Annotated in this window: 13 protein-coding genes and 1 pseudogene; 10 read left to right on the top strand and 4 right to left on the bottom strand. The window is 63.6% G+C overall.

The annotated features are described in order from the left end of the window. The first annotated feature begins 217 nt into the window (after positions 1-217). Positions 218-465, top strand: a pseudogene (locus IPM84_23520) (DUF433 domain-containing protein). Positions 466-494: 29 nt separating this feature from the next. After that, positions 495-797, top strand: a complete 303-nt coding sequence (locus IPM84_23515; GenBank protein MBK9095670.1) for a DUF5615 family PIN-like protein — start codon at positions 495-497, stop codon at positions 795-797. A 101-nt stretch (positions 798-898) separates the two neighbouring features. Here IPM84_23515 and IPM84_23510 read toward each other — a convergent pair whose 3' ends face one another. Then, positions 899-1,819: a CPBP family intramembrane metalloprotease gene (locus IPM84_23510; GenBank protein MBK9095669.1), complete on the bottom strand. Its 921-nt coding sequence runs from the start codon at positions 1,817-1,819 to the stop codon at positions 899-901. Between the two features lie 140 nt (positions 1,820-1,959). Here IPM84_23510 and IPM84_23505 point away from each other — a divergent pair, with 140 nt between their 5' ends. Together IPM84_23505 and rarD are read left to right on the top strand one after the other, a co-directional pair. Continuing rightward, positions 1,960-4,077: a molybdopterin oxidoreductase family protein gene (locus tag IPM84_23505; GenBank protein ID MBK9095668.1), complete on the top strand. Its 2,118-nt coding sequence runs from the start codon at positions 1,960-1,962 to the stop codon at positions 4,075-4,077. A gap of 2 nt (positions 4,078-4,079) precedes the next feature. Beyond that, positions 4,080-4,949, top strand: coding sequence for an EamA family transporter RarD (gene rarD / locus IPM84_23500; GenBank protein MBK9095667.1), 870 nt, complete (start codon positions 4,080-4,082; stop codon positions 4,947-4,949). On the opposite strand, the gene IPM84_23495 is transcribed toward rarD, so the two are convergent. Together IPM84_23495 and IPM84_23490 are read right to left on the bottom strand one after the other, a co-directional pair. After that, positions 4,933-5,313 carry a DUF86 domain-containing protein gene (locus tag IPM84_23495; protein MBK9095666.1) on the bottom strand — a complete coding sequence of 127 codons (381 nt, stop codon included), beginning with the start codon at positions 5,311-5,313 and terminating at the stop codon, positions 4,933-4,935. The two genes, rarD and IPM84_23495, sit on opposite strands and share 17 nt — an antisense overlap. Continuing rightward, positions 5,310-5,594, bottom strand: coding sequence for a nucleotidyltransferase family protein (locus tag IPM84_23490; protein ID MBK9095665.1), 285 nt, complete (start codon positions 5,592-5,594; stop codon positions 5,310-5,312). The genes IPM84_23495 and IPM84_23490 overlap by 4 nt, the downstream gene beginning before the upstream one ends. Before the next feature lie 186 nt (positions 5,595-5,780). Here IPM84_23490 and IPM84_23485 point away from each other — a divergent pair, with 186 nt between their 5' ends. The 4 genes from IPM84_23485 (at position 5,781) to IPM84_23470 (ending at position 10,457) form a co-directional block, all read left to right on the top strand. Beyond that, on the top strand, positions 5,781-6,395 hold the full coding sequence (locus IPM84_23485; protein MBK9095664.1) for a Uma2 family endonuclease: 615 nt from the start codon (positions 5,781-5,783) through the stop codon (positions 6,393-6,395). Positions 6,396-6,536: 141 nt separating this feature from the next. Beyond that, complete coding sequence (locus IPM84_23480) at positions 6,537-7,373, top strand: VWA domain-containing protein (protein ID MBK9095663.1); 837 nt, start codon at positions 6,537-6,539, stop codon at positions 7,371-7,373. 183 nt (positions 7,374-7,556) lie between these two features. Beyond that, positions 7,557-8,345, top strand: coding sequence for a hypothetical protein (locus tag IPM84_23475; protein MBK9095662.1), 789 nt, complete (start codon positions 7,557-7,559; stop codon positions 8,343-8,345). Positions 8,346-8,378: 33 nt separating this feature from the next. Further along, the gene (locus IPM84_23470) at positions 8,379-10,457 is read left to right on the top strand and encodes a hypothetical protein (protein ID MBK9095661.1); all 2,079 of its coding nucleotides are present in this window, start codon (positions 8,379-8,381) and stop codon (positions 10,455-10,457) included. Positions 10,458-10,473: 16 nt separating this feature from the next. On the opposite strand, the gene IPM84_23465 is transcribed toward IPM84_23470, so the two are convergent. Then, positions 10,474-11,589 carry a glycosyltransferase gene (locus IPM84_23465; GenBank protein ID MBK9095660.1) on the bottom strand — a complete coding sequence of 372 codons (1,116 nt, stop codon included), beginning with the start codon at positions 11,587-11,589 and terminating at the stop codon, positions 10,474-10,476. 432 nt (positions 11,590-12,021) lie between these two features. On the opposite strand from IPM84_23465, the gene IPM84_23460 reads away from it, so the two are divergent. Together IPM84_23460 and IPM84_23455 are read left to right on the top strand one after the other, a co-directional pair. Next, complete coding sequence (locus IPM84_23460; protein ID MBK9095659.1) at positions 12,022-13,257, top strand: aminotransferase class V-fold PLP-dependent enzyme; 1,236 nt, start codon at positions 12,022-12,024, stop codon at positions 13,255-13,257. 18 nt (positions 13,258-13,275) lie between these two features. Continuing rightward, positions 13,276-14,007 (top strand): RNA methyltransferase, encoded by a 732-nt coding sequence (locus tag IPM84_23455; GenBank protein ID MBK9095658.1) that lies wholly within the window; start codon positions 13,276-13,278, stop codon positions 14,005-14,007. The last annotated feature ends 43 nt before the right edge of the window (positions 14,008-14,050 follow it).

Here is a 14,050-nt window from a genome sequence, read left to right as displayed (position 1 = left end):
AGCCGATATTGAAAGCGGCCTGAGAGTCGCCCACGATGCCAGTGAAGGCTGCACTGCTTCCCTGAATTCGGACACCTCGCGCGCCAGACCATGCTGCTCACGGCAGGGCGCGGCAACAGGCCAGAACAACCTTTCGTCACAGCAAAGTTCAAGAGCCAGATTATCGAAACTTTGCCAAATTGCCTGTTGGGTGTATGATGCGCGTGGGAGGCGAATCATGAGCGATCAACAACTTCTTGAGCGAATTACGATCAACTCCAAGGTCATGGTGGGAAAGCCTGTTATCAAAGGGACGCGCCTCACCGTCGAGTATATTCTGAATCTGCTGGCGCACGACGCCACATCGGCAGAGATTCTCAAAGAATACAAAGGACTCACGCAGGAGGATATTCGAGCCTGCATCCTCTTTGCCACCCGTGCACTTGAAGCACCATCTTCATGCCGCTTACTGTGGAGATGGCATAGTGCGTTTTGGTGGATGAATGGGCGGGTGAATGGTGCGACAGAAGCATACGGTCTATTCCGTGTACGAAGAAGCGTCCGGAATGAACGATGATCGCATTATCCATAAGGCATTTACAGAGAACTGGATTCTCATCACGAATGATAAGGACTTTGGAGAACAAGTTTACCGCGAACGCCGCCCTCACAGGGGCGTGGTCTTACTACGACTTGATGACGAGCGGGCAGCTGTCAAGATTGATGTCCTACGACGATTACTCGAAGTCTATTCAGAGAGGCTGCCTGACCGGTTTGTGGTCGCAACAGAGAGAAATGTTCGGTTTGCTAGCGCGTGAGCTTTGAAGCCTACCTGGATCGAAGCCTGCCTGGATCGAAGCCTGCCTGGATCGAAGAGCCAAAGCTTGTCCGAAATTGACGTCTGAGGTCGCTGCACCCGCTAATCCATCGGCGCCTGGCGGCGGCCAGCGTGACGCCACAAAATCCACCCGGCGACCGCGGCCCAGCCCAGGCTGCCGAGCAGGCCAACGGGCAACGGGCCGAGCAGTGAACTGGGGTTGCCCTGCACGAGGAGGACGCCCAACGCGCTGATGCCGTTGATGGCCGCATGCCCTATGACTGCGGGCCAGACACTGCCAGCCCGCAGCGTCGCCCAGGCCAGGAAGCAGCCGGTGACGACGGTGAACCATACCATCAGCAGCATTCCGGTCCAGGGCGCGCCCGGATAGCCAAAGCCGTAGTTGTGTCCCATGGCGATGACCGGCCAGTGCCATACGCCCCAGATCACGCCTGAGACCAGCATCGCCCGTCGTTCACCCAACGGCAGCAGCTTCGGCAGCAGATAGCCTCGCCAGCCAAATTCTTCGCCAAAGGTAAACAGTCCATTGAGCAGGGGCGCAATCAGCACCGCGCTGCCCAATTGCGCAGCCACGATCAGCCAGGGATTCATCGTGGCCGTCTGCGCGTTCTGCGCCAACATGCCGCGCAGCATGGTGAGATCCGGGTCGAAGTAGCGCGGCAGGAGGGCAAAAAAGACCGCTGCGCCCACGATTGTCGCCAGCGCCGGCACGACCCAGGCCGCCAGCCAGTAGCGCCAGCCCCGCTTGAAATGCGGTCGCAGCCACGTATCCTGCCAGCCTTCACGCGTGAGCAGTCGCGTCAACACGTGCGCCAGCGCCGGCGCCCACATGTAACCCACCGCCAGCAGAACAACCGCCAGGGTCAACTGCAATTGTGGAACCAACACCGGGCTGTTGACCAGGCCGCCCGTGAGGAAAATGACCAGACCGATGATCCAGGCGAGGCCAAAAGCCAAAGCCAGGAAAATACCTAAGCGCTTGACATCCAAACCATTGTTCATCCGTTATCACCTCTGTCATGTGCCCTGGATCGCCTCGCAGACCGGGCGTCCATATTTATTATACCGTTGTCCGCGGCTGTAGTATAATCGCGGTGTGAAGAGATGGCAGAAGTGATCTGTACCGTCGAAGAGGAGTCTGCATGTCCAGTGATCTGATCCACGGCGCTTGCCCGCACGACTGCCCCGATACCTGCGGCATCATCAGCGAAGTCGAGAACGGCCGGGCCGTCAACTTCTACGCCGATCCAAACCATCCCGTCACGCAGGGCTGGCTGTGTGCGAAGGTGCGCCCCTACCTGGAGCGCGTTTATCATCCCGACCGCCTGACCCATCCGCTGCGCCGCGTGGGGCCGAAGGGGGGCGGGCAATGGGCGCGCATCACCTGGGATGAGGCCATCGCGGAGATTTCGGCGCGCTGGCAGGCCATCCGCGTCGAGTCAGGCGCGGCGGCCATCCTCCCCTATTCGTACAGCGGCACCCTGGGCCTGGTGCAGATGACCGTGTGCAACGCCCGCCTCTGGAATCGCCTGGGCGCCAGCCATTTACAGCGCAGCATTTGCGGCGCGGCCGCGGAGTTCGCCGTCGAATCCACCCTGGGCGCCCGCCACAGCCCCGCGTATGAAGATGTGGCTCAGAGTCGTCTCATCATCCTCTGGGGTCACAACCCAGCCAGCACTGCGCCGCATTTCATGCCGGCACTGCGCCGCGCCCAGCGCGCCGGCGCGGAGACGATCGTCATTGATCCGCGGCGCACCCTCAGCGCACACGGCGCCAGTCTGCACCTGGCGCCCCTTCCCGGTACGGATGGCGCGCTGGCGTTGGGCCTGGCGCACATCATTGTGCAGGAGAACCGCCATGACGAGGCCTGGTTGCAGGCAAATACGGTCGGTTGGCCGCAGTTCAAGGCGCGCCTGGCCGATTACCCGCCGGCGCGCGTGGCGCAAGTCACCGGCCTGGCGGAGAGCGCCATCGTTGACCTGGCCCGGCGCTACGCCAGCGTGCGCCCAGGGCTGATCAAGATCGCCGATGGTCTCAACCGTCACCGCAACGGCGGGCAGACCGTGCGCGCCGTCTGCGCGCTGCCTGCCATCACCGGGCAGTACGGCGCGGCCGGCGGCGGCCTGGCCTACAGCACCAGCGGCTATCTGCGCTGGGACAGCGAGGCGGTTTCTCACGCCGCGGACTGCCCGCCCGCGCCGCGCAGCGTCAACATGAACCGGCTGGGCGCGGCTCTGCTGGGCGAGATCAACGATCCACCCATCCGCTCGCTCTATGTGTACGGCGCCAACCCGGCTGCCAGCGCACCCAACGCGGGCGCCATCGTGGCCGGCCTGCAGCGGTCTGACCTGTTCACCGTCGTACACGAGCTGTTCATGACCGACACTGCCGCCTACGCCGACATCGTGCTGCCGGCCACATCGCAACTGGAGCACACCGACCTGCACAAGGCGTATGGGCACACCTATCTGCAATACAACCGGCCGGCCATTCCGCCCCTGGGCGAGAGCAAGAGCAACTGGGACGTGATGCGCCTGCTGGCGCAGGCGCTCGGCTTCGACGATCCCTGGCTGCAGCAAGGCGCCGATGAGGTGATTGAAGAGGTTCTGACCGCCACGGCCAACCGGCTGCCGGCCCTGCACGGCATCACCCTGGCGCGGCTGCAAGAGGGACGGCCCCTGCCCCTGACGCTTTCGCCGGCAGCGCCATTCGCCGATCTGAACTTCCCAACGCCGAGCGGCAAGGTGGAGCTTTTCAGCCAAAGCCTGGCCGACCTGGGCCTCGATCCGCTGCCCGGTTTTGTCCATGACGATGACACCGCGCCCGCGCCGGATGGCTGCGCCGAAGCGGATGCGCTGCAACTGGTCTCAGGCGCCGCGCATCACTTTGTCAGCAGCAGCCTGGCCAACCTGGAGAGCCTGTTGGCGCTGGAAAAGGCGCCCTTCCTGGAAATCCATCCCCTGGACGCCGCGGCCCGGCAGATCGGGCAGGGCGACCGGGTGATCGTGGAGAACCGCCGCGGGTACTGCACTCTGCGCGCCGTGGTCACTGGCGCCGTGCGCCCCGGCGTGGTCGTCTCGCCCAAGGGCCGTTGGTCGCGGCAGGGAGACGGACACAACGTCAACTGGACCACGTCCGATGCCCTGGGTGACATGGCCGGGCAGAGTACATTTCACAGCAACCGGGTCTGGGTGCGGTCGGACAGTCGCCAGGTTCCTGCGCCCGCCGAGCAGCAAAGCATGGAAGATCAACACGCATGAAAATCAGCCGTGGCACGCTGGCCGCCGCCGGCGCCTATGTTCTTTGGGGCTTCTTCCCCATCTACTGGAAATTTCTGCAGAGCGTCTCGCCCCTGGAGATTCTGATTCATCGCATCCTGTGGTCATTGGTCGTGGTGCTGGCGCTGTTGGCGCTGCAAAGGCAGTGGCAGTGGCTGGCTGAGGGCCTGGCCCGGCCGGCTATTCTGCGCACGTTCGTGGTCACCGGCATCTTGCTGGCGGTCAACTGGCTCGTCTACATCTGGGCCAACAACAACGGGCACATCGTGGAAGCCAGTCTGGGCTACTTCATTACGCCGTTGGTCAATGTGCTGCTGGGTCTGCTCTTCCTGCACGAACGCCTGCGGCGGGCGCAGTGGTTGGCGATCGGCATCGCCGCGGCCGGGGTACTCTATCTGCTCCTCAACGCCAGCGGACTGCTCTGGATTTCGCTCACGCTGGCGTTCAGCTTTGGCATCTACGGCCTGTTGCGCAAGACGGCGCAGCTTGGGTCGCTGCCCGGCCTGACCGTGGAGATGATCGTGCTCTGCCTGCCCGCGCTGGCCTACGCGCTGTTTCTGCAGAGCAGCGGGCAAGCCGTTTTCGCGCATGGCCCGGCTTCAACCACGATCTTGCTGGCGCTCTCAGGCGTGGTCACCGCGGTGCCGCTCTTGCTTTTCGCCCACGGCGCGCGCCAAGTCACGTTGACCAGCCTGGGCGTGCTGCAATACATTGCGCCGACGCTTCAGTTCCTGATCGGCGTGCTGCTCTACGGTGAACGCTTCACCACGCACCGCGTGATCGGCTTCAGCCTCATCTGGCTGGCGCTGGCGCTGTACGCATGGGACAGCTATCAACTCAGTCGAAATCCGTGAGTGATGCCCGATCTCCATTGCGATCTGATTCAAGTTCCTGCAGAATTTGCCGAATATGCTGCTTGACTTGTGGGAGGCGTCTTTCGATAGTCTCCCAGACCAACTCATAGTCAACACCGAAGTAGAAGTGAATGAGCCTATCGCGCATTCCAGCCATTTCACGCCAGGGGATATCGGGATATGAATGACGTATCGAATCAGGCACCTGCTTTGTGGCTTCGCCGATGATCTCGAATTTCCGCAGGACCGCACTAGACGTCCTGTCGTCGGCCTCAAAGGCTTGCAGATCCATATCCACGACAAACGACTCAATGCTGTCAATTGCATGCAGTATATCCCACAGATAAAGGCGAAGATCTCTCACAGGATGATTACCTCTTGGAGTACAGCGTCGCGTAATTCCTCACGGAGCGCGCGACGAGGAACAACATCTACAGGGCGCTGAAGGCGTTCTTCCAGAAACTGGCTCAAACCGATCAAATCGAACAGATCAGCGCCATCCTGAAAATCAACCAACAAGTCAACGTCACTTGATGGATGTTGTTGGTTGCGCGCAAAAGAACCGAACAAACCAATCGTGCGTAGTTTGTAGCGAGCGATCATATCCGTCTTGAATGATCGAAGAGTAGTAATTATGTCTTCCATCTTATACCTTTTTATACCTTCCATCATAGCGGAATTCTAACGGGAAATGGCTGGGGTGTCAATTGCAGCAGGACAATAATAGGCGACGGACAATCACCCGATTGTTGTCGGTGGGCAGGCTGTGCTATACTTACGCGCAACCGGCGCAGGATCGCCGGCCTGTGAGATGCCAAGGAGTGAAAGCCAATGATTGCCACCAAGAGCCTGGCCGCGAGACTAGATCCCTGGGCTGAACCAGCCTGGGATATCGCATTGCTCTTCCCTGACCAAGGGGCCTGGAGCGAAGAAGAATTCCTGCAACTGGACACCAATCACCTGGTCGAGTTCACCCATGGACGCCTGGAGGTACTGCCAATGCCTAACGAGACTCACCAAGATTCCGTGTTCTTCCTGGCCGCCTTGCTCAAGGCCTTTGCAAGACGGATTGGCGGCCATGCCGTGATCGCGCCCTTTCGCCTGCGCCTGTGGCCTGGCAAAATTCGCGAGCCTGACATCATGTTCATCGCCAACGCGGCCGATCGCCGGCGCCAGCAGGCCTACTGGTCCGGCGCCGACCTGGTGGTCGAAGTCTTGAGCGAGGACGACCCTCTGCGCGACCTGTCGGTCAAACGCTTCGAATACGCCCAGGCGCGCATTCCCGAATACTGGATTGTGGACCCGACCGGCGAAACCCTGACCGTGCTGGCGCTGCAAGGTGACGCGTATCGAGAACACGGCTGCTTTGGCCGCGGGGCCACGGCCACCTCAGCCACCCTGACTGGCCTGGTAGTAGATGTGAACGCACTCTTCGACGCGGAGTAGACGCCTGCCCGCAAGCCATTCCCACACGGTCGTTTCGTTTCCTGCCCGCACCGTGGAACCAATGCGCTCGTTTTCCGTACTGTAGGCGAGGGGTTTGAGTTGCGCCTGAAGGCGCCTCGCTAACAAAAGGAGTAACTTACTATGTCATACACGGCTGAGATTAGCCGCAGCAATCCATCCTGTTTTCTGTTCCTGATTGACCAGTCCGGCTCCATGGCCGACCCGTTCGGCGGCCCCGGCGGCAAGCGCAAGGCCGACGGCGTGGCCGATGTGGTCAACCGCCTGCTGCAGAACCTGGTCATCAAATGCGCCAAGTCCGAAGGGGTGCGCGACTATTATCACGTAGGCGTCATCGGCTACGGCGCCAGAGTTGGCCCGGCCCTGGGCGGCGCCCTCGCCGGTCGCGAGATGATCCCGATCAGCGAAATCGCCAACAACCCGGTGCGCATCGAAGAGCGCGTGCGCAAGATGGACGACGGCGCAGGCGGCATCGTCGAGCAAACGGTCAAATTCCCCATCTGGCTTGATCCGGTGGCCCAGGGCGGTACGGCGATGGTGCAGACGCTGACCCAGGCGCGGACCATCATCGAAGGCTGGCTGACGCAGTACCCGAACTGTTTCCCGCCCATCGTCATCCACATCACCGACGGCGAGTCAACCGACGGCAACCCCACGGACGCGGCCAACGCGCTCAAGGCCCTGACCAGCAACGATGGGCAGACGCTGCTCTTCAATATCCATATTTCATCGCAACGCACCAACCCGCTGGAATTCCCGCCCGGCGCCGACGGCCTGCCGGACGACTACGCGCGCAGCCTGTTCGCCATGTCGTCGGAACTGCCGTCGTACATGCAGGAAATTGCACAGCAGGAAGGCTATCCGGTGACCGCCGACACGCGCGGCTTTGTCTTCAACGCGGACATGGTCGCGCTCATCCGTTTCCTGGACATCGGCACCCGGCCCAGCAACTTGCGCTAGCAGCCTGTCGGAGGGGCATCCTGGAGTCAAGGCTTCAGCCGGTTCTAGCTGGAAATCGCAGTGATTTTACCGGCTAAAGCCTCGATTCCGGCCCGTTGGGGGTTCTCTCCGACAGGCTACTATAACGAAACGTCTCTGCCGGCGCCCAGGCTCGCCCCCACACGAACCTGAAGACGGCTTCTGATGGAGTCAATCACTGTGCAGGTGCTTCTTGATCACCTGGCTCTGCCCAAGGCCGGGAACAGCGCCAATGACTACGAGGATGCGGCGTTTCCGTTGGATGCGCCCGTCACCCCTGTGACCCGCTTGCGGGCGGCCATCGCCGATGGCGCGACCGAAAGCTCGTTCGCCGCGCTGTGGGCGCGTCTTCTGGTCGAGGCGTTCGTGCAGAAACGACTGCTCGTGCGCAGTCAGCGTCTGCTGACGCAACTGGCCGTGCTGCACCAAACCTGGCGGCAGGCTGCCGCGTCCAAACCGCTGCCCTGGTATGCCGAGGAGAAGCTGCGCGATGGCGCCTTTTGCGCCTTCTTGGGGCTGGAACTGGCCGAGGGGCGCCGCGGGAACACCTGGCAAGCCTGGGCCGTTGGCGATAGCTGCCTGCTGCATGTGCGCGGCGACACCCTGCTCGTCGCCTTTCCGCTGACCACCGCGGAGGCGTTCAACAGCCGCCCCCTGCTGATCGGCAGCCAGGTGCGCTTTCACGCCGAAGCGGTCGGAGCGATGCACCGCACGCATGGCGCCTGGCAGCCTGGCGATCGCTTCTTTTTGCTGACCGATGCCCTGGCCGCCTGGTTCCTGGCTGCACACGCGGCCGGCGACAACCCGACCGCCACGCTTGAGGGGTTATTGGCCGACCGCGACACTGACGCGTCGGCCGCCTGGCTGGCCGACACGCGCCGCGCCCGCCACATCCGCAACGATGACACCACGTTGTTGCGCATCACCCTGCTGGGCACACCGGGAGACGCCTGATGGGCGTCTTGCACGCGGTTGCCTGACCAAACCATGCCCACACCCATCGCACCGGCTGCCCCCCAGCCCAACGAATACGACGAAGCGGTGCAGAACCCGCGCACCTGCTTTGCCGACCCGGACCTGCGCAGAGGCACGGTGGAAACCTACCCGCCCGGTCGCGGCATTCCCGGCATGCCCTGGCCGCGCAGCGGCGCCTTTGGGCAGGCTTACCGTGTCTTCGTCAACGGGCAGCAGTGGGGCGTCAAATGCTTCACCCGCCTGCACGAGGACCAGGAGGCGCGCTATCGCGCCATCTCTGCACACCTCAAGCGCGCCAACCTGCCCTACATGGTTGACTTCGATTTTCAGCCTGCCGGCATGCGCGTCAAGGGCAAGGCGTACCCCTTGCTCAAAATGGCCTGGATTGACGGCGAACCGCTCGATGACTACATCGAAGACCACCTCAGCCAACCGGGCGCGCTCGCCCGCCTGGCGGACCAATGGCTGGCGCTAGTGCAGACCCTGCACGCGCACGGCATTGCGCATGGTGATTTGCAGCATGGCAACATCCTGGTGGCCGCCGGCGAACTGCGTCTGATTGACTACGACGGCATGTTCGTGCCGGCCCTGCGTGGTCAGGTCAGTCACGAGATCGGCCATCGCAACTACCAGCACCCGCAGCGCAACCAGCAGCAGTTCGACGACTCGCTCGATCATTTCTCATCCTGGGTGATCTACCTCTCCTTGCTGGCGCTCAACGTGGAGCCAGAACTTTGGTCGCGTTTCCGCGGCGGCGACGAGAAGCTGCTCTTCGATGCGGATGACTTCCGCGCCCCTGGCCGCTCGCCTGTGCTGAAGGCGCTGCGCGACTCGTCCAAGCCAGATCTGCCTCCCCTGGCTGCGTTCATCAGCGAATTGGCACGCGTGCCGCCCACCCACGTCCAGCCGCTGGATGGGCAGTTGGTCATGCGTGCCCTGGAAGAGGCGCGCGCGGCGGCGCGCGTGGCCTGGATCAACGATCATGCGCAGACTGCCCCGGTCAGTCGGGCGGCAAGCGCCGTCAGCCCGCAGCTGGCGGCCGCGCCTGCGCGGCCGCCAGCCGCCGCACCAGGCGCGGCCGGTTGGATCGCCGGTCATCCGGTGAGCCGTCAGCCGCAGGCGCCAAAACTCAGCCGGCCGTCGCCCAAGAAGTGGCTGCCGGACCGCCTGTGGCCTGAACGGCTGGGCATGGCGCTGCAACTGCTGACCAGCGGCGCCCTGGTCTACCTGGCGATTCTCGGCCTGATCGTGGTCGAATGGGCCGCGCTGTGGTTTACCTCCACCCTGGCGATGATGATCGTTCTTCTGGCCTATCGCTACGTCACCCTGCCCGAATTCCGTGAGCGTTCCGATCTGCTCACCCTGGCCGCGCGCCACCAGCGGGAGCAGCGTCAGATCTCCAAGCGCCTGGACAAACTCACGGCTGCCTGGGAGCGGGAGACGAAGCGTACACAAACGGCCGCGCACAGACTGGCCACGGTCGAGACGACCTTGCGCACCCGCCAGGCGGCCGAACTACAGACGGTTGACCACGAACTGCAAGCACGCCTGGCCGGCCGACTGCAACGCTGGCAGCAGCAGAAGCGACGTGACGCGCTGGCACAGGTGCGCCTGGCCGATGAAGCCATCCCGAGCATCGGTTTGTTGACCCTACACCGCCTGACGAAGGCCGGCATCATCACCGCGGCCGATGTGGACTACGACCGTGTGCGTCAGGTGCCGCGCGTCGGCGACCAGCGGGCGCGTGAACTGGTGGCCTGGCGGCGTCAGGTGGAGGCGCGCATTGCGCCCACCCTGCCGGTTGCACTTCCGCCTGACCAGGCCGCGCCGCTGCAAAAGCAAGGCGCCAGCGACCATGAGCGCATCGAGAAGCGCCATCGCAAGCCCCTGGCGCACGCCGTGCAGGGACGTCTGGCCGAGGCGCAGCGCCATGCCCAGGAAGAGCAGAAGTTTGTGCCTGCAATCAATGAGGAAAAGCGCTGGCACGCCGATCTCGTGCAGCGCCTGCAGGAAGTCAACAACGAACTGACGGCCTACGAGACCCTGAGCTTCGTCACCTTCATGCGTCGCCTGCTCTTCCTGCGCACCTGAGCCACTGCGTGCAAGTTCACCGGTAAGTGCGCCCTTTCCATTCGCTGCGCACGCCGCGATAATAGCGCAGGGCGGAGCTCCAGGTCATGCTCAGGTAGAGCGTACCGATCAGGGGCGTTAGCAGAGGCCATAACGGTGACAAGCCATAGAATCGCCATGTGGGCCAATGGAAGGCGACCATTCCCAACCAGGCGGTCAGGCTCAGCAGGCGCGTGGATGGATTGGGGATCATCAGGCCGATCACCGGCATCCAGAACAGAAGGGCCATGACCAGGGTGAGCAGGGCAAGGATAAGGGGTGAGTAGCCCAGTTGGGTATAGGCCGAGCGGGCGATCATGTTCCAGATTTCCGATAGCCCCCGGTAGGGCCGCACGCAGGTGACGCGTCGCGAAAGGCCGATCCAGGTGCGCGCGCCGCGCGCCTTGACCTGGCTGGCCAGGGTGCAGTCGTCAATCAGCGCACCGCGCATCACCTGCAGCCCGCCAATGTCGGCAAAAAGGCGCGTTTCAAGCAAGATGCAGCCGCCGGCCGCGGCGGCCACGCGCTTCGTCGGGCCATTGGCCAGGGCAAATGGATAGAGGCTCTTGAAATAGAGGATGAACGCCGGCAGGAGGAGTCTCTCCCAGAAGCTCTGCATGTGCAGTTCGGCCATCACCGAGACGAAGTTCCGCGCGCCGTCGGTCATTAAGTGCTTCAGCGAGGCGATCACACCCGGGGCCAGGCCAATGTCGGCGTCGAGCAGCAGCGTCAGCGGGGTTTGCACGCAACGCACCCCCTGGTCCAACGCCCACAGCTTGCCGGCCCATCCTTCCGGCAACGGCGCGCCCGGTACGATGGTCAAGTTGAGGCCGGGCACGCGGCGAGCGACGCCGGCGGTGCCATCGTCCGAGCGGTCATCCACCAGGATGACGCGCAGACCCTCACCCTGGCCAGCCAGCGCGGCCAGGGTGAGGCCAATGATCGCCGCTTCATTGCGCGCCGGGATGACGACGGTTACATCCTCCAGATTGTAAGGATCGAGTGGGACGGGCGCTTCCCGCTCCAGGGTTTCGCGCTGGAGCCAGGAGAACCAGGGCTGCAACAGCGCGCCCAGCCAAAACAGGGCCGAGAGACCGGCCAGAGCCACATCCATTGCCGTAGATCACCTTCTTTCCGCCCAAACCGCCTAAACCGCCCAAAACCGCCTAAACCGCCTAAACCGCCTAAACCGCCCAAACCGCTCAAACCCACGTCGCGGCTTTCTCCGCTGCGGCGCTGCAACCCCCGCCGCAGCGGAGCCAAGTGTACCCGCGTTCTGACGCGCGGTCAAGACGCCCCATGACATCGGGTGCATTTCAAATTGGGGAATTGGGGGCAGGCGATTGTCAATCCCCCTTATTTCAAGTACAATACGCCTTACTGATCTCCGATCTCCGATCTCTGATCTCCGATCTCCGATCTCCGATCTCCGATCTCCGATCTCCGATCTCCGATCTCTGATCTCCGATCTCCGATCTCCGATCTCCGATCTCTGATCTCCGATCTCAATCTCAAATCTCACACCCAAGGAGAAACCCACAACCCAATGCTCACCCTGGACCAAATTCGTCAGGAACTCCCTGCTGTCCAACGCGCCGTCTATCTCAACACAGGCTCGAATGGGCCGCTGCCGCGGGCGGCTGCTGTGGCGATGGCCGAGGCAGCCGCTCGGGAACTGAACGAAGGCCGCATCGTTCCGACGGCCTGGCAGGTATTCTCTGAAACCAAGATCCGCCTGCGCGAGGATTTCGCCGCGCTGCTGCACGCGCCGCCCACGAGTGTGGCGCTGACGCACAGCACCACCGAGGGCGTCAATCTGGCCCTCTGGGGGCTGAACTGGCAGGCGGGCGATGAGGTGATTACCACCACCCTGGAACACCCCGGCGTCACCGTGCCGTTGACGCTGCTGCGCCAACGAGCCGGCGTCACCGTCCGTTTCGCTGAGGTGGGTCTGGGCCAGGCCGAGCGCGTGCTCGACGCGCTGTCCAGGGCCTTCACCCGCCGCACGCGCCTGGTCGCGCTCTCGCATGTCAGCTATTCCAGCGGCGCCGTCTTCCCGCTGGCTGAGATCGTCGAACTGGCGCACCGCCACGGCGCGTGGGTGCTGGTGGACGCGACCCAAAGCCTGGGCGCCATCCCCGTGGACGTGACCGCGCTGGGCGTGGATTTCTACGCCTGCTCCGGCCAGAAGTGGCTGTGCGGGCCGGAAGGCGTCGGCGCGCTCTACGTGCATCCTGACCGCTTCGATGATCTGCTGCCGGCTTTCGGCGGTTACTCCACCTTTCTGGCGCAGAATCATCGCGGCTGGATCGTGCCGCAGCCGGGCGCGGCCCGCTACGAAAGCATCGCCTTCTACCCACCCACCATCTGGGGCATGGCCGCCGGCCTGAAGTGGCTGCGCGACGAGGTTGGCTTCGACGCTATTTTCAGCAGCATCGCGGCCAATGCCCGGACCCTGCGCGATGCGCTGGCGCCGTTGCCCGGCGTGACGCTGCTCACCCCTGCGCAGCAGCAGGCCGGACTGGTCAATTTTGACCTGGAGGGCTGGTCGCCGCAGGCATTGGCCGGCCTTGTCGAGGCCGTGGAGCAGGCCGGCTATACCATTCGCACGGTCCCGCATCCGCCCTTTGGCCTGCGCGCCTCAACCGGTTTTTTCAACACAAACGCTGAACTGCTGGGCCTGGCCGCGGAAATCCGGGCGTGGCTGGCGCGGGGACCGGCCGCTGTCAAGGCGCCGCCAATGGCGGTTGGCTTGCCGGCGCAGTATGTGAAACCGGGCTGAGGCCAGGAGAGGACTGCTGTGCTTGCACCTGAGCGGGTCGTCATCGTGCTGGTGGAGCCGCAGGACGCGGTCAATGTGGGCGCGGTGCTGCGCGTTATGTTGAATTTTGGCCTGCGCCAATTGCGCGTGGTCAACCCCGCGGCGGCGGCGCTCGACCCGGCGCGGCTGGATGACCTGGCGCACCGCAGTCAGGCCATCATCGCCGGCCTGCAGGTGACCAGCACACTGGACGAGGCGCTGGCCGATGCCACCTACGTCGTTGGCGCCACCGCGCGACCGCGTGAGGAGGCGCCGGCCGCGCACACGCCGCGTGAATTGGCGCCGATATGGGTCGCCCAAATGCAGGCCGGGCGCCTGGCGTTGGTCTTCGGGCCTGAATCGTCCGGATTGACCAACGCTGCGCTCGACCGCTGCCACGTGCGGCTGACTATCCCCACCACGCCGGACTATCGCTCGCTCAACCTGGCGCAGGCGGTCCTGATCGTTTGCTATGAACTATGGCTGGCTGCTGACGATCCGGCGCCGACGCCGACCCTGACCCGGCCCGCCGACGCTGCAGCGCTTGTAACCATGTTCGCCGACTGGCAGCAGGCGCTGACGGCCATCGGCTTTCTCAAGCCCGGCCAGGCGCCGGTCATGATGCGCCGGCTGCGCGACCTGGTTCAGCGCGCCGCGCCCAGCGCGGCTGAGGCGCGGCTGCTGCATGCCATCGCGCGTGAGATGCTTAAATTCGCCCGCCGGTTGACCTGAGAGTCTGTGAAAATATCCTGGCGGCAGTTCGGAGGTGGCATCA

Source organism: Candidatus Amarolinea dominans (assembly GCA_016719785.1).
In the GTDB taxonomy this organism is placed as follows: domain Bacteria; phylum Chloroflexota; class Anaerolineae; order SSC4; family Amarolineaceae; genus Amarolinea; species Amarolinea dominans.
The sequence above is the reverse complement of the archived record's forward strand: the minus strand, read 5'-3'. Positions and strand labels throughout refer to the sequence as shown.